Source organism: Amycolatopsis sp. NPDC003861, assembly GCF_053605405.1.
Map to the genome: position 1 here is coordinate 1 of NZ_JBSGJD010000211.1, position 17750 is coordinate 17750.

At 67.2% G+C, this 17750-nt stretch carries 19 protein-coding genes and 1 pseudogene; 8 read left to right on the forward strand and 12 right to left on the reverse strand.

Annotation, left to right across the window (positions count from 1 at the left end; genetic code table 11):
* The 4 genes from ACWEVN_RS36505 to ACWEVN_RS36520 form a co-directional block, all read right to left on the reverse strand.
* Nucleotides 1-957 (reverse strand): MFS transporter (locus ACWEVN_RS36505; RefSeq protein ID WP_452054315.1); only part of this gene is annotated, 957 nt, incomplete at its 3' end.
* A complete protein-coding gene (locus ACWEVN_RS36510) occupies nt 957-2072 on the reverse strand; it encodes a PLP-dependent cysteine synthase family protein (RefSeq protein ID WP_452054316.1) in 1116 nt (371 codons plus the stop codon). The genes ACWEVN_RS36510 and ACWEVN_RS36505, both read right to left, overlap by 1 nt.
* A gap of 50 nt (nt 2073-2122) precedes the next feature.
* The gene (locus ACWEVN_RS36515) at nt 2123-2500 is read right to left on the reverse strand and encodes a hypothetical protein (RefSeq protein ID WP_452054317.1); all 378 of its coding nucleotides are present in this window, start codon (nt 2498-2500) and stop codon (nt 2123-2125) included.
* A gap of 60 nt (nt 2501-2560) precedes the next feature.
* Complete coding sequence (locus ACWEVN_RS36520) at nt 2561-3499, reverse strand: cytochrome c oxidase assembly protein (RefSeq protein WP_452054318.1); 939 nt, start codon at nt 3497-3499, stop codon at nt 2561-2563.
* A gap of 396 nt (nt 3500-3895) precedes the next feature.
* Here ACWEVN_RS36520 and ACWEVN_RS36525 point away from each other — a divergent pair, with 396 nt between their 5' ends.
* Complete coding sequence (locus tag ACWEVN_RS36525) at nt 3896-5065, forward strand: L,D-transpeptidase (RefSeq protein WP_452054319.1); 1170 nt, start codon at nt 3896-3898, stop codon at nt 5063-5065.
* A gap of 6 nt (nt 5066-5071) precedes the next feature.
* On the opposite strand, the gene ACWEVN_RS36530 is transcribed toward ACWEVN_RS36525, so the two are convergent.
* Complete coding sequence (locus ACWEVN_RS36530) at nt 5072-6025, reverse strand: M56 family metallopeptidase (RefSeq protein WP_452054320.1); 954 nt, start codon at nt 6023-6025, stop codon at nt 5072-5074.
* Nucleotides 6022-6381 (reverse strand): BlaI/MecI/CopY family transcriptional regulator, encoded by a 360-nt coding sequence (locus ACWEVN_RS36535; RefSeq protein WP_452054321.1) that lies wholly within the window; start codon nt 6379-6381, stop codon nt 6022-6024. The genes ACWEVN_RS36530 and ACWEVN_RS36535 overlap by 4 nt, the downstream gene beginning before the upstream one ends.
* A 116-nt stretch (nt 6382-6497) precedes the next feature.
* Here ACWEVN_RS36535 and ACWEVN_RS36540 point away from each other — a divergent pair, with 116 nt between their 5' ends.
* The 6 genes from ACWEVN_RS36540 (at nt 6498) to ACWEVN_RS36565 (ending at nt 12237) form a co-directional block, all read left to right on the forward strand.
* Nucleotides 6498-7073 (forward strand): DUF305 domain-containing protein, encoded by a 576-nt coding sequence (locus ACWEVN_RS36540; RefSeq protein ID WP_452054322.1) that lies wholly within the window; start codon nt 6498-6500, stop codon nt 7071-7073.
* Entirely contained in the window at nt 7073-7825 is a 753-nt protein-coding gene (locus tag ACWEVN_RS36545; RefSeq protein ID WP_452054323.1) for a YcnI family copper-binding membrane protein, read from the forward strand. Before ACWEVN_RS36540 ends, ACWEVN_RS36545 begins: the two co-directional genes overlap by 1 nt.
* 550 nt (nt 7826-8375) lie before the next feature.
* A complete protein-coding gene (locus ACWEVN_RS36550) occupies nt 8376-8510 on the forward strand; it encodes a hypothetical protein (RefSeq protein ID WP_452054324.1) in 135 nt (44 codons plus the stop codon).
* Between the two features lie 239 nt (nt 8511-8749).
* Nucleotides 8750-9538, forward strand: a complete 789-nt coding sequence (locus ACWEVN_RS36555; RefSeq protein WP_452054325.1) for a DUF4142 domain-containing protein — start codon at nt 8750-8752, stop codon at nt 9536-9538.
* A 74-nt stretch (nt 9539-9612) separates the two neighbouring features.
* Nucleotides 9613-10992, forward strand: a complete 1380-nt coding sequence (locus ACWEVN_RS36560; protein WP_452054326.1) for a DUF1996 domain-containing protein — start codon at nt 9613-9615, stop codon at nt 10990-10992.
* 315 nt (nt 10993-11307) lie between these two features.
* Nucleotides 11308-12237, forward strand: coding sequence for a C40 family peptidase (locus ACWEVN_RS36565; protein ID WP_452054327.1), 930 nt, complete (start codon nt 11308-11310; stop codon nt 12235-12237).
* A 70-nt stretch (nt 12238-12307) separates the two neighbouring features.
* On the opposite strand, the gene ACWEVN_RS36570 is transcribed toward ACWEVN_RS36565, so the two are convergent.
* The 4 genes from ACWEVN_RS36570 to ACWEVN_RS36585 form a co-directional block, all read right to left on the reverse strand.
* Complete coding sequence (locus ACWEVN_RS36570) at nt 12308-12889, reverse strand: copper resistance CopC family protein (RefSeq protein WP_452054328.1); 582 nt, start codon at nt 12887-12889, stop codon at nt 12308-12310.
* Between the two features lie 610 nt (nt 12890-13499).
* Nucleotides 13500-14471 carry a cation diffusion facilitator family transporter gene (locus tag ACWEVN_RS36575; RefSeq protein ID WP_452054329.1) on the reverse strand — a complete coding sequence of 324 codons (972 nt, stop codon included), beginning with the start codon at nt 14469-14471 and terminating at the stop codon, nt 13500-13502.
* The gene (locus tag ACWEVN_RS36580) at nt 14458-14841 is read right to left on the reverse strand and encodes a TFIIB-type zinc ribbon-containing protein (RefSeq protein WP_452054330.1); all 384 of its coding nucleotides are present in this window, start codon (nt 14839-14841) and stop codon (nt 14458-14460) included. Before ACWEVN_RS36580 ends, ACWEVN_RS36575 begins: the two co-directional genes overlap by 14 nt.
* A gap of 325 nt (nt 14842-15166) precedes the next feature.
* A complete protein-coding gene (locus ACWEVN_RS36585) occupies nt 15167-15676 on the reverse strand; it encodes an HXXEE domain-containing protein (protein WP_452054331.1) in 510 nt (169 codons plus the stop codon).
* Between the two features lie 194 nt (nt 15677-15870).
* On the opposite strand from ACWEVN_RS36585, the gene ACWEVN_RS36590 reads away from it, so the two are divergent.
* Nucleotides 15871-16785 (forward strand): cation diffusion facilitator family transporter, encoded by a 915-nt coding sequence (locus ACWEVN_RS36590; protein ID WP_452054332.1) that lies wholly within the window; start codon nt 15871-15873, stop codon nt 16783-16785.
* 105 nt (nt 16786-16890) lie between these two features.
* On the opposite strand, the gene ACWEVN_RS36595 is transcribed toward ACWEVN_RS36590, so the two are convergent.
* Both ACWEVN_RS36595 and ACWEVN_RS36600 read right to left on the reverse strand, forming a co-directional pair.
* A complete protein-coding gene (locus tag ACWEVN_RS36595) occupies nt 16891-17367 on the reverse strand; it encodes a sigma factor-like helix-turn-helix DNA-binding protein (protein WP_452054333.1) in 477 nt (158 codons plus the stop codon).
* 44 nt (nt 17368-17411) lie between these two features.
* Nucleotides 17412-17750, reverse strand: a pseudogene (locus ACWEVN_RS36600) (cytochrome ubiquinol oxidase subunit I); the annotation flags it as partial.

Here is a 17750-nt window from a genome sequence, read left to right on the forward strand (position 1 = left end):
CGCCGCGGAGGCCACCAGGGCGATGGCACCCGCGATCGGCCCGACGCGTGCCGCCGCCGCGGGCGCGACGAACGCCGCGGCCATGAGCGAGAGCCCCAGCGCCAGACAGGTTCCGGCATTCCACCGGGCCTTCAGCCACGCGGTGATCGCGAACTGCCCGGCCAGCGCCAGCCCGCCGGAGACCAGGAACAGCACGGCGACCAGTACGTCCCCGCTCGCCGCGGACCCGACGATCCGGCGCACCTCCATCGGGAGCGCGAGGTAGGTCTGGAACGAGAGCACGTACGAGCCGATCATGATCAGCGAGAAAGCCACGAACGTCCGGTTGCCCGCGATCGCGCGCCAGTCGGTCAACACGGACCGGCGCCGTTGTTCGCGTTGCGTCGGCGTCGACGGGAGGGCGCGCAGCTGGGCGAGGGTCAGGACGGCGAACACCGCGGCGGCCGTCCAACAGGTCAGCCGGAAGTCCACCGCGCTCAGCGCCAGCCCGACCAGCGGGCCGGCGAGGATGCCGCCTTGGTAGAACACGTTGAACAGGGCGAACGCTTCGAGCCGTCTCTCACCGGAGTCGGCGGCCAGGTAGGCCCGGACGGCCGGGTTGAACAGCGCCCCGGCGAATCCGGTGGCCGCGGAGGCGATGAGCAGCGCGGGCAGCGAGTCGACGACGCCCAGCAGCGCGAAACCGCCGGTCCGCAGCAGGCAGCCCGCGACGATGAGCGGCTTGTACCCGAGCCGGTCGGCGAGGGTGCCGCCGAGCAGGAACATCCCCTGCTGCGAGAAGTTGCGGACGCCCAGCACGAGGCCCACGGCCCAGCCGGCCAGGCCGAGCGGGCCGGCGAGGTACCCGGCGAGATACGGCATCAGCATGTAGAAGCCGAGGTTGATGCTGAACTGGTTGACCATCAGCAGCTGGCTCGGCCGGCCGAAGGAACGGAAGCGGCCCACGAGCCCGCCCATCACCGGACCGCCTGGACATCGGCGGGGTCGACGACGGTGCGGCAGCGGGCCCAGCGTTCGACCACACGCTCGGTCGGATGCTCAAGGAGATCGGGCTCGCGTGGCGGCGGCCCGTCGAGTAGGCCGTGCCGGCGGCAGTACTCGTCGTTGTAGACGGTGTCGAAGTAGCGCTGAGGTCCGTCGGGGAACACCGCGGCGATCCGGACGTCCGGATCGTGGGTGCGAGCGAGCCAGCCGGCGACCAGCGCGACCGCGCCGACGCTCCAGCCGCCGCTGGCCTGGTGCGCCGCCGCCAGCCGGCGTGCGGTCCACACGGCTTCGCGCGGCGCCACCCAGTGCACCTCGTCGAAGGCGGCGTAGTCGACGTTGCGTGGGTGGATGCTCGAGCCGAGACCGCGCATCAGCCGGGACGTCGCGGGCTGGCCGAAGATCGTCGAACCGATGGTGTCGACGCCGACCAGCCGCAGCTGGGGGAAGTGCCGCTGCAGCGCCCGAAAGGTTCCGGCGGAATGGCCGCCGGTGCCGACCGAGCACACGAGCACGTCGATGTGGCCAAGCTGGGTGGCCAGCTCGTCGGCCAGGGTCATGTACGCGCTCACGTTGTCGGGGTTGTTGTACTGGTCGGGGCACCACGCGCCGGGATGGTCGGCCAGCAGCTGCCAGACGCGGTCGCGGCGGGCCTGCTGCCAGCCGCCGGTGGGATGCGGTCGCTCGACCGTCTCGACCCGGGTCCCGTAGGCGGTCAGCAGCCGGAGCACGATCGGTTCCATGCCCGGGTCGGTGACCAGGGTGACCGGGTGGTCGTAGACGCCGCCGGCGAGGGCGAGCCCGAGTCCGAGGGTGCCGCTGGTCGACTCGACGATCGGCGCGCCGACGGCCAGCTCACCGCGTTCCCGGGCGGCGGCGACCATGTGCAGGGCGGGCCGGTCTTTCATGCCACCGGGGTTGAATCCTTCGAGCTTGGCCCAGAATCCGGCTCCGGTGGACGATCCGGGGTCATCGATGCGCAGCACCGGCGTGTTGCCGACGGTCGGGGCCAGGGAGCGATCGCACAGCGTCGTGGCGATGGAGCGGGCGGGCGCGGGCAGCACACGCTGCCGGGGGAACGTGGTCATGACCTTCGATCTCTGTTGGCTGGCAAGGGAAACCGGTACGAGCCGGTTTCTCAGACTCGCCAGACGTTGAGGTCAATGAGGAGCGACCGTCCCGGCGAGAAGTCCGGGCGGCCCGAGTCGGTGAGGGCGAACCTCGGACTCGGTGCGGTGGCGGGCACCGCGTCGAGCGCGACCTCGACGACCGGTGCGGGCACGGAGTCCCGCGACGGCGAGGGCGTCGGCGCCAGGCGCGGAGAAGCGGGGTGTTCGTCCTGGTGGTCGTCCGGGCACGACGTTCCCGCAGGTACGGCGCTCTCGTGGGTGGCGGTGAGGCGGTCGACGCCAACGCAGCCGGCGGCGGCTTCCGGGTGCATCACCGCGACGACGAACAAGGCGAGCACGAGCGCGAGGACGGCTCGCGGACTCCGCGTAGTCGTTCGGGTGCGCACAGTCGCAAGCTAGCAGAAGTTGACCTTGAACCGGGACGAGTTGCCCCGGTCGGGTGATCGTCAGCCTCGGCGCCTGTTGTCCCGGAAGCGGTCGGCCAGCGCGGGGTCGGTCTCCCACCACGGCCGGGTTTCTCCGTCGCCGTCGGCAGCATCGAGTTCGCGGTCGATGTCAGCCGCAGCCGCGGCATCGCGACGTCGCAACTGGTTCATGGACAGGACCAGGAACGGCACGAGGGCGAGGTCGCCGAGACCCCAGAGAATGGCCGCGCCGGTGGCCTGGTCGGTGTCGGGGTCGAGCCCTCCCGCGCCGGCCAGGGCGAGGTAATGGTCGGCGGCCACCAAGGACCCGGACATCATGATTCCCAGCGGCACCACGACGTCGAGGGCGACCTCGGCGAAGGTCAGGCCCACCGAGACGACGTGCGGGTAGAGCTTGGGCACCGGGTCGCGTTGCAGCCGGGTCCAGAAGTAGTGCCCACCCGCGATCAGCAGCGCGAGCTGGGTGAATTCGTCGATCATGTCGCTGCCGAGGCTTGCCGCGTACCACTGGCTGCCGTACAAGGCGATGGGCGTGCCAAGCAGCACGAGCACGCCGACGAGCGGGTGCGTGATCAGCTCAGTGGCGCGCGCGTGCAGGATGCGACCGAGACGTCGTCGCGCGACCGGCGAGACAGTGTCCCGCAGCAGGGTCAACGGAAGGGCGTGCGCCAGGAACTGTGGCGTGATCATGAGCAACGTGGTGACTTGCAGCGCGCGAACACTGAACAGTATCGACTCGTAGGCGCCGAAAACGGTCACGGTAACCAGGACATAGCTGGCCAGGCCGAGGTACCACCACACCACCCGTACCCGCGGCCAGTCCTGCCCGGCCTGCCTGACCTTGCGCACCGCGATGAAGTACCAGCTACCGAGCAGAGTGGTCAAAGCGAGGGGAACCGGGGACCAGTTCCACTCCGTAAGCAGCGTGGACCAGGTCAACGGCGCCACCGGAGAGATCATCGGCACTCGTTGCCTGCGGGACCCGTCGCCGTCCCCTTGTCAGTCGGGACGGGCTTACCCGCATCTGCCGGAGAAGGCGCGCCTCGATTGAACGGCGGCGCGGGACGACGGTCGGGATCACGGGCTTGGGCTATCCCGATGAGTGTCAGCACGATGGCGAGGCCCACGACGATGCCGATCAACGTGGCGGCGCCCGCAGTCCCGGATCCGGTTGCCAGCACGACTATCTGCGTCGATGTCGTCGCGGTACCACTGACTCCGAACATGCCACCTCCTACGATCTACGTTTGCAGGCCGTAGATCGTGCTCGTACGGAGCCGGACACCGGCACCCGACGCCAGCAGTCTACTATTGGTAATCGTAGTTGTTCGCGCCGACCCTGATGGAGGACTGACCGTGCCGGGAGTGCTGCGCCGTGTGGTCGCCGTATCAGTCGCGTTGACCGTGCTGGCGGGCTGTTCGCAATCGGGTACTGCGTCGCCGGAAACTCCCCAGCCGGGCCCGTCGTCGACGGGGGCGACCGCAGCGGCCGCGGTGCAACTGTCTCCAGCCGATGGCGCCAAGGACGTTCCACCAGGCGACCCCATCTCGGCAAGTTCCTCGGGATCGCGACTGAAGAGCGTCACGTTGACCGACGAAAAGGGGGCGGCGGTCAGCGGCACGCTGGCCGAGGACGGCAAGCACTGGACCCCGTCGGCAAAGCTCAAGTACTCGACCGGCTACAAGCTCGAGGCCACCGCCGACGATGGCCAGGGCATGCCAATCACCCGCACGAGCTCGTTCACCACCGCGACCGCCAAGGCAACGTCCTACCCGTCGGTCATCCCGCTCGACGGCGAGACGGTCGGCGTCGGCATGCCGCTGATCATCAAGTTCTCCAAGCCGGTCACCGATCACGCCGCCGCAGAGAAAATGCTCACGGTCACTTCGGCCAAGCCGGTCACCGGCGCCTGGAAGTGGTTCGGCGACGACGAGGTGCACTACCGCACCAAGGACTACTGGCCCGCCTACACCAAGATCAAGCTCGACATCAAGATCGGCGGCCGCGCACTGGGCGGCGGCGTATTCGGCGAGACCGACCGCACGATCGCGTTCCAGACCGGCGCGTCGATCATCTCGAAGGTGTCGGACAAGGACAAGCAGTTGCGCGTGATCAAGGACGGCGTCCCTGTGTTGACTGCGCCGACCAGCCTCGGCAAACCCTCGGCGCTGAGCGTGTCCGGAACGCTGCTCATCATGACGGTCCAGTCGCCATACACAATGGACTCAAGCACCTACGGTGTGCCAGCCGATGCCGCGGGTGGGTACCGCACGACCGTGAAGTACGCGCTTCGCCTGACGAATTCCGGGCAGTTCCTGCACTCGGCTCCATGGTCGGTCGCCGATCAGGGAAAGCGGAATGTGTCCCACGGCTGCCTCAACGTCAGCGTCGACAACGCCAAATGGTTCTTCGACAATTCCCATCGCGGTGACGTCGTGATCGTCACGGACACCGGTGACGAGGTGAAGCCCGGGGACGGCTGGACAGACTGGCGGTTCAGCTGGGACGAGTGGACCAAACGCTGAGCCCGTCTACATCCCCAGGATCGCGGCCGGGATCACCGCACCGAACACGGCAAGTGCAAGTACGGTCATCCCGGCCGGCGCGACGCCCATAGCGAACGTGACCACGATCCCGCAGCCGGTCCGCAGGGCCGGACGGCGTCCGGCCTTCAGATGCTTGAGCCGGAGACCGACGTAATCTTCGGCCATGGCCAGCGACATCGGCGGCCGCTCACGCGTGCCCACCATCCGATTCAGCGCAGCGCGCACCGTGTCCAGCCCATGCGCGGACGCCGCAGCGGCGTCCGCGCACAGCTCGACCGCGGCCGCGACGAACTCCGGGGAGCGGCGCGCGAGAGGAACCCAAGGCAAAACCTTGGCGAGCACCCGGGCGAGGCCGACGAGGAAGTGATGCCGGCCGCGCAAGTGCGCGCGCTCGTGTTCGAGCACGGCCGCCAGCTGCTCGGGCGACAGCTGAAGGGCCAGACCCTCGGTGGCGACGATCAACGACGGCGACCCGGCGACGCTGTAGGCCATCACGCCCGGCAGCGGCAACCACCACGTGTGGATGGGACCACCTTCCCGGCGCGAGAGAATCGACAGCGCATCGACGTGCTTGCGATGCAGCACGTCTTGTCGTTTGCGGTGCTTGAGGAAGACCACGAGCATCGTCCCCAACAGCCCGACCAACACCACGACGCTGATTGTGCCGACGACTTCCTCCAGCCGCGGCCGGCCGCCATGCCGCAGACTCTGCCAGCACCCGTGCACCAGGCCGATAAGCTGCATGGCAGGCCCGTGACCGGGAACGACAGCGACCACGGCGGCCGCGATCAGCGTACCGAAGAACCCGGCGACGAGCACCAGCCAAATCCAGAGCCGCGACGCCGCCGAGACCCCGACTGCAAGCACCTGGCGCAATACCGCTGGCGCACCCACTCCGATCGCGAGCGCGGCGACCAGCAACGCCACCGAGACGATCATCCGCGACCTCGCTTGCGCAGCCCACGGCGCAACGCCTCACGGTGCTCCTCCGGCGCCGAGGCGGCGAAGTTCAGCAGCACCCCACCGGGGTCGTCGACCGCGTCCAGCAGCTCACGCAGCGCCTGAGCGGTCGCTTCGGCCTGGGTCCGCGCCGGCGTGTACACATAGGCCCGGCTCTCCATCGTGCGCGACACCCACTCCTTGCGATGAAGGTTGTCGAGCACGGTCATCACCGTCGTGTACGCCAGCGTGCGGGTCTTGTTGACCTCGCCGAGCACTCCGCGCACGGTCAGCGGCACCTCGGAGTGCCACAGCACCTCCATCACAGCCGACTCCAGCTCACCCAGGCCCTGCATGACGTCCTCCCGACGATCTCATTGACGACGATCGTACCTGGGCACAGCCGAAGAACCAGAACGCTCTACGATCGCGTTTAGTAGGCGGTTGCAGGCTGGCCCGGAACGAGGTGCACATGCTGTCGAGTGGCTCCATCGGCCAGTGGTCGGTCCTCTTGATCCTTGCCGTCGTCGTCCTGCTGCTCGGCGCAACGGCGGGCGGCCTGGTCACCCGCAGGCGTCCCACGACCTTGCCGGCGGACGACATCGAGCGGCTGCGTGAGCTGCAGGCGCAGTTGCACGAAGGCGTCCAGCTGGCCCGGCTGGGCTGCACCCGGTCCCAGGACCCGGGCGTTCGCGGCATCGCGACCGCGGCGCTGGACGAAGAGGCCGAATACCTCGGCCGCGTCAACGGCTGGGCACAACTGTGGGAAATCCCGGCACCGGAAGCCGAGTCCGACGACGACTCCCGATGGGGCGTGTGGTTCTTCCCCATCGTCGCCCGGCTCCGGCGGGTGCCTGCCGGGCGGTTCGACGTCGAGTTTCTGCAGGTCATGGCCGAACACTGGAGCGACGGCGTCACCCTGGGCGACCGGATTCACGACGGTACCGAGTCGACACCTCTTGCCGGCCTGGCCCGCGACCTCGCCGACCGCTGCGATCACCACCTCAACGGCACCACCGTCCGACACTTCACCCCTGGAGCTCATTGATGTCCCGAACCTCGATCACGCGAGCCCTCGCGGGTACCGCGCTGCTCGCCACGATCAGCCTCGCCCTGCCCGGCACCGCCTGGGCGCACCTGGAACCCGAACCCGGCACCGTCGCCCAGGGCAAGACCGCGGAGGTGGACTTCACCGTCCCGAACGAACGGCCCACAGCCGGCACGGTCGTCGTCCACCTGCAGTTCCCGAAGGAGTACCCGGTCGTCTCGCTCAAGGCGCAGACCACGGCCGGCTGGAAGGTGACGGTCGACAAGGTCAAGCTCGACCCGCCGCTCACCCGCGACGGCGCCACCTTCACCGAGGTCGTCGGCGGGATCACGTGGACGGCGCAGCCCGGTCTGCGGATCAACCCGGGCGAGTACGCGAAGTTCGGCGTGTCGTTCGGCCCGATGCCCAAGGACGCTCAGTCGTTCACCATGACCGCCACACAGACCTACGACAGCGGCGAGGTGGTCAACTGGGACCAGCCGCCGCCCGCCGAAGGCGCGGAGGAACCGGAGCACCCGGCCCCGACACTGAAGCTGACGGCCGCCGGCACTGAGTCCGACGAGGGTGGCGAGGCAGCTGCCGCACCGAGCGCCGCCGCCGCGCCCGCCAGCGACGACACCGCCCGCCTGCTGGGCGGCGCCGGCCTGGTCGTGGCCGCTCTCGCCGCCGGGATCGCGATCGGCGCCCTGCTCCGCGGCCGCAGGAAGCCACCGGCGACCGGCCCGCAGGACGACGGCACGACCACCGGCTGACGCACGACATCCCGAGCACGAGCGGCTACGGCCACTCGGTGAACGGCGAGATCTCACCGCGGTCGGGGCCGCGAAGTGGTCTCGCCGACGTGGCCGGCGGCCGGCCCAGCGGTTCCCACTCCTGAGACCGCTGGAGCCGGTCGCCGGTTCGACCCGAACAACGCGTGTCGCTGCGGAAACGTGACGCATGCAGCTCTTCGCAGTGCAGGTAAGGCACACGACCCGGGCCGGATAAGCGTGATTCGCCTACGCGGCAGCGCGCTCGACGTGCTGCTCGTCCGCGAGCTAGCGTGGCCATACCTCCCCACACGAACTCGCGGTCGCTTCCCCGGACTACCAGCGTGTCCGCGGGCAACACCGAATGCTCAGAGGTGACGCCCCAGATGCGCAGAGGCGTGGAGGCGTGGACCTCGACCATCTGCGAAACGTGCCCCCAGCGCGAGACCCGATCACCTCCGCGCCCGTCCCACAAGGGCCGCGCCGAAGAAGCCTCTGCCGAACTCGCAGACCGGCCCAACACCGCCTTGATCATCAGGCGCAAATGACGAGCGTGGCTGCGCTCGAATCCGCCTCGGTCTTCGGATCCACCCACATCGACGGCTTCGCCATTGCCTTTCACCAGGCAGCACACTGCCCGCCGCTGCTAACGCGCCGTCAATTCTCGCGCGCCCAGCGCAACCAGTGAGCTTCGTTCGTCGGCGCTCCACCAATTTGAGGGCTCGCTCCACGAGGGCGCTCACTGGTGTGGCTTCGAACGTCATGCCCGGGACAGGACCGCTGTGGCTCATGCGATCAGCCTTCTTGAAAGGTAACGAAACGATAACGACAAGAAGACGGATTGATCCCTCTACTATCCATCATCGTAGTTACCGGTGAGGCCCGCCCAACGCCGTGCGCGGGCCCGGTGACAGACGGAGGTTCGACATGACCTCGCGGTGGCTCAAGATCGCATCCCTTGGTGCGGCAGCCCTGCTGAGCCTGGCGATGACATCGGCGGCGAACGCGCAGACCGGTTCTACCAAAGCCGAAGAAGGTGTCATCGCGACCGAGTGGGGTCCGCTCGGCCCGGCCGACCGCGACTTCCTCGTGAAGGTGCGGCAGGCGGGCCTGTGGGAGCTGCCGACCGGTCGGCAGTCGCTGGAAAAGTCCAGCAACAGCAAGGTCAAAGAGGCCGGAATGCACCTCATCGACGGCCACACCCTGCTGGACAACATGGTCCGCGACATCGCCAGCCAGCTCAACGTGACGTTGCCGGACAAGCCGACCAGCGAACAGCAGGGCTGGCTCGACGAGCTCGCACAAGCCGAAGGCGAAGACTACGACAACGTATTCGCCAACCGGCTCCGCGCCGCCCACGGCAAGGTCTACGGCTTCGCCGCACAAATCCGCGCCGGCACCCGCAACTCACTAGTGCGCTCGATGGCCACCCAGGCTATGACCACCGTGTTCGACCACATCAAGATGCTGGAGGCGACCGGACTGGTCGCTTTCGAAGCTCTTCCCTCGCCGTCCCTCGCGGCCGCAGCGAGTTCTACAAAGGCCGCCCCCGCCGGCGCGAACCAAGACGTCCTTCTCCAGCCGCAAGCCGCCACGACGGTGAGCAGCACCGATTCCGGGGGTGGTTTTCTCATTGCCGCACTTCTTCTGCTGGCCGTCCCCGTCGGCTTGCTGGTTTTCCTCACCCGCCGGCGCCGGACGCCCGCTTCCCGCTGACCCCCGTCGGCCCGGCCGTCCGCGCCGGCCGGGCCGGTTCGTTTCCCCATCCCCCGAGAAGAAGAGGAATCACCGTGGCGCGACATCGGCTGTCGAAGAAACAGGTACGGCTCACCATCGCAGCGGCAAGCTCAGCGGTCGCCGTGGCCGCGAGCGTCGTCATCGCAACCTCCGGCGGCATCGGCGCCGCACTGGCCGACGGACAGGGAGCCGCCGACCAGTACGTGGACATCACCACCGTCCAGCCGAACGTGAAGGCACCGGACCGACGGCGGGGAGCGTCGACCGGAACTTTCACCGTCAACTGCGGCAAAAACGAGAACAAGCACTTCAACCCGGACAACTTCATCGCCCAGCCCGGCGTCCGCAACGGCGCCCAGCACCTGCACGACTACGTCGGCAACCTCTCCACCAACGCCGACTCGACGAACGAGAGCCTCCTCGCCGCCGGAACCACCTGCCGCAACGGCGACAAGTCCGCCTACTTCTGGCCCGTCATCCGGATCAACCGGGACGAGGACGATGAGCCGAAGAACAGCCCGCCCTCCTCGCGCGGTCCGCGTCCACAGAAGGACGGCAAGAAGGTCGCCGACTGCCCCGACGTCGCCGCCGAGCTGCCGGACGTGCCGGAACAGGCCGAACCTGCGGTCGATAAGGCGCTGGGTGCCCTCGACGACCAGGTGAACGAAGCCAACCAGCAACTCGCCGACGCCGGCTCGAGCGCCGACGCGGTGATGGGCTCGCTACGTGATCGCCGCGCCGAGAGCATCCGGCAGCTGTCCGGGGCAATCGGCCAAGAAGGTCGTCAACGCGGCCTGGAACGGCTCGCCGGCTGCAAAGTGGGCAACGGCAACGACAAAGCGTTCGGCGGCCAGCAGTCGACCTTGCAGGGCGCCGACCAGAACAACCAGCTGCCGGGCAACCAAGGGGAAATCCAGCGGCCCGAGGTCGCGAAGCTGACCTTCGAAGGCAGCCCGGTCGGCAAGGTCCAGGCCATGCCGAAGTTCCTGCGCGTGCTCTACGGCGACGCGAAGGTCACCACCAACGGCCCCAAGAACGCGCGCGCGTCCTGGACCTGCACCGGCTTCGAAGATCGGCTCATCGACAAGTACCCGATTTGTCCCAGCGGGAGCAAGGTCGAGCGCATCCACGAGTTCGCCAGCTGCTGGGACGGTAAGAACATCGACAGCACCAACCACCGCGACCACATCGTCTACCCCGACGCGGCCGGCAAGTGCCCCAGCGGGTTCCGGGCGGTGCCGAAGCTCAAGATCACGCTGGTCTACAACATTCCTCAGAAGGTCCAGCAGGACCGGCTCTACTCGGTCGACTCGTTTCCCGAGGAGAAACACAATCCCTTGTCGGACCACGACGACTTCGCGAACGTGATGCCGCAGCGGGTCATGAACCGGCTCGTGGGTTGCGTCAACCGGAACAAGACCTGTAGGGAGTAGTCAAGCCGGGTAACTGGGGAACCCGGTGGCGGCTCACCGGTGCAGTGTCGATGCAGGCACCGCACCGGTGAGCTTTGCCACAAGCGCCGAATCTCTGCTGGACTGAAGTTCCGGTGCACTCACACTTCACCGAACGCTCACAACTTCCTCACTAGTACTACGTGCGATAGTAGATTGATCGTGACGGGAGAACGTGTGAACCTGCACCGAAGTATCCTTCGGCGGCATCCCCTTGTGTTGGCTGCAGCGGCCATCGCCTTGGCGTCGGGCTCAATACCGGCCGGAGCGCAACCCGCTCCCCCGAGCCAAGACCCGATGCAGCGCTACCAGGAACTGGGCGCCCAGGCCGCCAAGGCCGACGAAGACCTCCTCACCGCCGAAGGTCAGCTCAAGACCCGGCAGGCCGAGCGCGACCAGGCCGATGCCGCGCTGACCAAGGCCAACAACGAGGTCTCGGCAGCCCAGGCGGCAATCGGGCAGTTCCGCGGCGATGTCAGCAAGATCGCCGTATCGGCGCTGGAAGGTAGCCAGCTCAACAGCGCGGCCGTACTGCTCGACAGCGGCAGTAGACAGGAGTTCCTCGACCGCGCATCGGCACTTTCGTTGCTGTCCGACCAGAAGAACGACACACTCAACGGACTTCGCACGGCGGCAGGCCGCGCGGAAGGGGCACGCAACGCAGCCTCACAGGCGCAGGGACAGGCCAAGGCTGCCGCCGACGACGCCGCCGCCGCGGTCGATGAGGTCCGCAAGCGCCGTGGCGACCTCGACGCGCAGATCAAAGAAGTCCGAAAGGCGCTGGGCGACCTGCCCTCCGCCGACCGGCGCAAGCTGGGCCAGGCCCAGGACACCGGGTCCTACCTCGGTCCGCCGGGGGCCGCCAATGACGCTCTGCAGGCTGCACTGTCGAAGCGAGGCTCCCAGTACGAGTGGGGGTCGACCGGCCCGAACACCTTCGACTGCTCCGGACTGACGTCATGGGCCTACAAGCAGGCCGGAATCACGCTCCCCCGGACCAGCCGCCAGCAGTTCACGGCCGGCAAGACAGCATCGCTGAGTTCGCTCGCGCCCGGCGACCTGCTCTTCTTCGACGACGGCACCGGCGACGCGTCGAAGATCCACCACGTCGGAATGTACGTCGGCAACGGAAAAATGGTCGACGCCCCCACCGAAGGACAGGTCGTCGACGTGCGATCCATGAAAGGCGACGGCCACCTGATGGGCGCACGCCGGATCGTCGGATAGCTCAGCCTCATTGCCCGATCCCCGCTGGCAGATCGCCGAGGGCGCATCATGCGCCCCCGGCGACCGTGCCTCAGTCGCTCTTGGTTTCCTTGCCCCGGCTCCGGCGCGCCACGACGGCGACGGCCGTTGCAACAACCACCACGGCGAGCACGATCCACACCCACACAGGCACACCGCCGCCGTCCTCGTTGGCCGCCGCTTGCGGCGCCGGGGCCGCGCTGGTCTGCGGCGCCGACGTCGGAGTCGTGCTGGGAGCCGCCGCCGAGGTCGTGGTAGGCGCAGCCGCAGCGGTCAGAGTGAAGGCGACCTTGCCGGTGACCGCGTCTCCGTCGTCGGAACTGACCTTGTAAGTGATCGTGTACCTGCCGGCCGGGCCGGATGGCTGAACCGGGACGGTGACGTCCTTGTCCTTCACCGTCGGCTTGCCGACGGTCCATACCCTTCCGTCGTCTCCCGTCACCGAGACCGCCCCGGCCTCGGCACCAACGGGTTCATCGAAGGTCAGCTTGATTTCAGTGGGCGCGGCGGTCAATGACGCGCCTTCCGCCGGACTGCTGCTCGCGAGCCCCGTATGCGCCGAGGCGGGCACTGCGAGAGCGAGCAGCGCGGCGACTGCGAGTGGCGCGGCGATCGCTACGCGTGTGAAGTTCATCCGGTGGTCCTTTCGAGTGAGCATCCCCCGCGTGTAGGAGTCGGAGGACAGGAGCAGATAGTTCCCGAAGTCCGAGTTCCGTTCCAGGCCACCGCGCCGCCGTTCTGTTTCGAACGTGCAGCCGTCCCACAATCAGTTGTCAGCGGCAAACGACAGAAGTCGATCGCCGATTGTCCGCAGGTTGCGGGGATGGATCGACGAGCAGACCGCTATGGCAAAACGTTGCCGCTCGTGCGCCAGTGGCACTCGGAGGTCCCAGAGGCCCTGGGCATTGCCAGACGGGCTGCCGGGTGGCGGCCAGATTCCGGCACCGACCCTGTCTTGCCCGCGCAAGCGAGCAGCCGGGCCAGCGCGGTCAAGGCAGGCCGCTACCGTGGACCACTCGCCGCCATCGGGCGAACTCGGAGCGGCGCACGACGTATCTCGCACTGCCATGACGCTCATACGGAGAACCGCGCGGCACTCGGACCCGCGGCGATGGCGGCGAAACGGGCTGCGCACACCGGAACTACGCCTGGAGAAGCGCAACCTCTCTGGGGCGTACGGCCGCCGACGGCGGCCGTCCACCCCAGACTCGATCGATTGCTTTCAGGCCGCTAAACCGACGCTATCAATTCGTCGAGCGATAGGTTCGGCCGTGTGGGTGCTCACAATGATCGTCGATCGGCAGGTTCCCGTCCGGCGAGTGGTCGACCTGCAACGTTGTGTGCTCAAGCTGATGTTGCAACCGCATGATCTCTTCGATGCCGAGACGCACGGCGTGGCAGTCCGCAGTCGGGCGGACGAGTACGTGCGCCGAGAGCGCCGCCTCGCCGGATGTGATCTGCCAGATGTGCAGATCGTGCACCTGCACGACGTCCGGAACCGACGCGAGCTGGTCACCGATCGCTTCGGGGTCGATGTTCGTCGGCGCGGCCTCGAGAAAAATACGGCCGGAGTCGCGCACCAGGCCCCACCCGGCTTTGGCCATCAGCGCGGCGACAACCAAGGCGGCGATCGCATCGGCCCGGGCGAACCCGGTCCACCACACAATGCCGCCGGCAATCGCGGTGGCGATGAAGGCGTAGAGGTCGTTGAGGATGTGCTGGAAGGCTCCTTCCACATTCAGGCTGGACCGGTTGGCCTTGTTGAGACACCAGGTCGCTGCCACGTTGACGGCGATGCCGACCAATGCGGTAACGAAGACCAGTACGCCTTCGACCGGCGGCGGCGAGATCAGTCGCTGGATGCCCTCGTATACGAACCACGCCGTCAGCAGCAGCAGCGTGATGCCGTTCGCCTGCGCGGACAGGATTTCCGCCCGCTTGAGCCCGTAGGTGTACCCCCCCTTGGCGGGACGGGCCGCCAGCCGGATCGCGACCAGCGCCAGCACGATCGAGGCTGCGTCTGTGAGCATGTGGCCGGCGTCGGAAATCAGAGCCAGAGACCCGGCGATGAGACCCACGACCACTTCGGCGCTCATGAAACCGACGATCAAGATCAGGGCGGCGGTGAGCCATTTCCGGTCGGCGTCGGCCGACACGCCGTGACCGTGGCCGTGGCCGACGTCGGCCGGCGCTGTTGCCGAGTCAGTGGTGCCCATGGTGGCCTCCGTGATGCCCGCCGTGGTGTCCCTCAGGCCGGTAACTGCGGTGATGGCCGCCGAACAGCTCCTGCAGGAACCCACCGTGTTGGGGCGGCGTCGGGTAAGGCGAGGGTGCGTACTGCTGCTGCTGCGGGTACGGCGGCTGATAAGCCGGAGGCGCGGGAGCGCTCGGTGGCGCCTGCTGCGCTGTGTAGAACTTGGCTTCGGCGGCTGCGAGCTGCTCCATTTCGCCCGGGTCGAGGAACACGGCACCGCAGCCTGTGCATTGGTCAATCTCGACGCCGAAGCGCTGCACGGGCAGCATTTGCGAGACACACCTGGGACAGAGCAGCGAACTGCCGGAAGCCCCCTGCTCGGTTGTGTTCATCGGGAACACCTGATCCCTTCGTCTCTTATAAGCGGCCAACTTGCCGCACAACACATAGTGAACCATGCATATGTCATCGGTCGCCACCCGACACGGTCTCTGTGAGCGAAGTCTACGAGTCACGGTAGTAGATGAAGGCAACGAAGGGGGACGACAATCAGTCAACCTGTCCGAAAAGCGGTTGTTTGTCCGTAAAACATCAAGACTCGGGCCCTCGGATCCCCCTCCAAGACTCTCCGGCCGGCCGAGTCGGCACCTCACACCGGACGATGCCCACCCTCACTGCTCATTCGCGCAGACGCACCTACGGCACCCGACCGGCGACTCAAGCCGAATCCCACACATCTGGAACTCCGACATCGATCCACTGGAGCGCAACGGCCCCGTCGACTGTCAAGATGAGTGCGTGCGACACTCCGACTCGCACTCCACGCACCCGAGGTAGCCCGGCCACCAGATGCGCCGGCCGTGGCGTCGCGCCATGGCCGGGCCGCCTCGACTTCGACCGGGCTGCCTGCCGTCGACGCAACCACGCAAGGTAGGTCGCAGTGACAGACAGGGCAACGGTCACCATACCGGGCGAATACTCCCCGAAGCGGATCGCAGCAGCCAGATGGACTGCCGCATTCGCGGCGAATTGCCACTGGAACGCCGTGGCCAACACGATCCAGCCGGTGGCGGCCGTAGGGCGCGAAGCCCGCCACGACGTCAGCAGCACCAGCAGGATCAGCGGGATGTGCGTGACCGCGAACTTCTCCGTCGTCAGATGCGCGAAATGGGCCGACACCCACATCGCGAACCCGGGTAGCTCTTCGAGCGTGTGCACGATGAACACGGTGATCGGAGCGTAGAACCACAAGCGGCCCAACGCCGCATCTGACCCCGGCATCACGCCGCCACGCTCGCCCGTCGCTTGTGTCGACCTCCAGTTGTCATATGCACATATTCGAATGTTACTATGTAACACGCGAGGACGCGGCTGCAAGCACTCGCCGATCAAGCTCGGGCCGAAGAGAGGACCGTTCACCGATGGGACATTCACACGGCGCAGCGCCGGAACCGGGCAGTGCCTCCGGCAAGCACGTCCGCAGGTTGACGATCGCCATCGGCCTGGGGTTCGTGACCTTCGTGATCCAGCTCGTCGTCGGACTCACTACGTCGTCACTGGCGCTGCTATCGGACTCTGCCCATGTGTTCACCGACGTGCTCGGGGTCACGATGGCGCTGGCAGCGATCTTGGTCGCCCGACGCTCCGCACGCCAGCGTGGCCACACCTACGGGATGTACCGGGGCGAGGTATTCGCCGCTCTGTTCAACGCGATCCTGCTTTTCGCGGTTGCTGGGTGGGTGCTCTACGAAGCGGTCGGACGATTTGCAGCCCCGCCCGACGTGCCCGGCCTGCCCGTCATCATCGTCGCCGTGGTCGGTCTCGTCATGAACTTCATCGCGCTGCAGCTGCTTAAGGGTGGCGCGAAAGAGAGCCTGAACGTCCGCGGCGCATACCTGGAGGTCATGGCCGACATGTTGGGCTCAGTCGGCGTTCTGGCCAGCGGCCTGCTCACAGTGATCTTCGATTGGCGTTACGCGGACCCCGCGATCGCCATCGCAATCGGACTATTTGTACTGCCGCGAGCGTTCACTCTGGGTCGACACGCGTGGCGCGTTCTCTTTCAGCACGCGCCTCCCGAGTTGGACTTTGCCGAGGTGGCCGATTCTTTGAAAGGCCTCGCCGGTGTGCATGACGTCCACGACCTCCATCTGTGGACCCTGACCTCGGGCATGGAAGTCGCCTCAGCCCACATCACCATCACCCCCGGCGCCGGACACGATCAGGTGCTGACGGCCGCGCAGGCCCTCCTCGCGAGCCGGTTCGGGCTGCATCACGCGACGCTACAAGTGGAGTCACGTGCGACGCCCGACCAGTGCCAAAGCATGACCTGGTGATGACAGCGTCGGCGGCATCAAGTTGAGTCCTGCCATCCCGCATGCGTGCCAACGACGCCCGGCAGAGCTTCCCTGCGCCAGCCTGGACATCCCACGATAGGCGAGTCAACCGAGTTTCAAACGGTTCCGCACCTCTGCCAATGCACGGTGCTGCACAAACCTGATCTCCTGCGGAGAGCAACCCAGCATCTCCGCCGTTTCCTCGACCGAAAGACCGACGGCTACTCGCATCGTCAGTACGTCCGCATCCAGTGTTGGCAGGGTCATGACCACGCGCCCGATAAACGTGGTCGGCTCGGCGCAGTCAACATCTGCAAGCTTGCCTTCCGCCAGGGCGCGAATCACGCGCAGCACGGAATATTCCCGGTCGTCACACGCCGAAAGCTCGTCGAACACGGCTGTACAGACCGAGTTCGCCAGCTCATCGGCAGAACGATAGGACCCCTCGACCCGGCCGAGCCGGGCACGGCAATACCGGATCACAACCGGCGCGAGCAGCCGACGAAGGACATCAATTGCTCGCCGATCACCCCAGCGCGCGCCAAGGACCAAGATCGCGAGATCACTCCGCAGCAGGCGCACGAACAGCGACCTTCAGGACGTCGCATGCACCAGAGCCGCGGTCCCTAGTGTCGCCCAGGGCCGCCGTCCTCGATCGTCTGCGCAACAGCCTCTGACGGGGCTGCCTTAGCCTTCGCATGAGGGATCGCCTTTCCGGTGAAGGTGATGTGTCCTTCGTCGTGGATGCGTTCGATCATGTGCGGGTAGTGCAGCTCGAACGCGGGCCGCTCGGACCGGATCCGGGGCAGCTCGGTGAAGTTGTGCCGCGGCGGCGGGCAGGACGTCGCCCACTCGAGCGAGTTGCCGTAACCCCACGGGTCGTCCACCGTGACGATCTCGCCGTACCGGTAGCTCTTGAAGACGTTCCAGATGAACGGCAGCGTCGAGGCACCGAGGATGTACGC

Bases quoted from the DNA above. Each gene is read 5' to 3' on its own strand.
- ACWEVN_RS36510 (WP_452054316.1), bottom strand. From the start codon at position 2,072: ATGACCACGTTCCCCCGGCAGCGTGTGCTGCCCGCGCCCGCCCGCTCC.
- ACWEVN_RS36520 (WP_452054318.1), bottom strand. From the start codon at position 3,499: ATGATCTCTCCGGTGGCGCCGTTGACCTGGTCCACGCTGCTTACGGAG.
- ACWEVN_RS36530 (WP_452054320.1), bottom strand. From the start codon at position 6,025: ATGATCGTCTCGGTGGCGTTGCTGGTCGCCGCGCTCGCGATCGGAGTG.
- ACWEVN_RS36535 (WP_452054321.1), bottom strand. From the start codon at position 6,381: ATGCAGGGCCTGGGTGAGCTGGAGTCGGCTGTGATGGAGGTGCTGTGG.
- ACWEVN_RS36540 (WP_452054322.1), top strand. From the start codon at position 6,498: ATGCTGTCGAGTGGCTCCATCGGCCAGTGGTCGGTCCTCTTGATCCTT.
- ACWEVN_RS36545 (WP_452054323.1), top strand. From the start codon at position 7,073: ATGTCCCGAACCTCGATCACGCGAGCCCTCGCGGGTACCGCGCTGCTC.
- ACWEVN_RS36555 (WP_452054325.1), top strand. From the start codon at position 8,750: ATGACCTCGCGGTGGCTCAAGATCGCATCCCTTGGTGCGGCAGCCCTG.
- ACWEVN_RS36565 (WP_452054327.1), top strand. From the start codon at position 11,308: ATGCAGCGCTACCAGGAACTGGGCGCCCAGGCCGCCAAGGCCGACGAA.
- ACWEVN_RS36570 (WP_452054328.1), bottom strand. From the start codon at position 12,889: ATGAACTTCACACGCGTAGCGATCGCCGCGCCACTCGCAGTCGCCGCG.
- ACWEVN_RS36575 (WP_452054329.1), bottom strand. From the start codon at position 14,471: ATGGGCACCACTGACTCGGCAACAGCGCCGGCCGACGTCGGCCACGGC.
- ACWEVN_RS36580 (WP_452054330.1), bottom strand. From the start codon at position 14,841: ATGAACACAACCGAGCAGGGGGCTTCCGGCAGTTCGCTGCTCTGTCCC.
- ACWEVN_RS36590 (WP_452054332.1), top strand. From the start codon at position 15,871: ATGGGACATTCACACGGCGCAGCGCCGGAACCGGGCAGTGCCTCCGGC.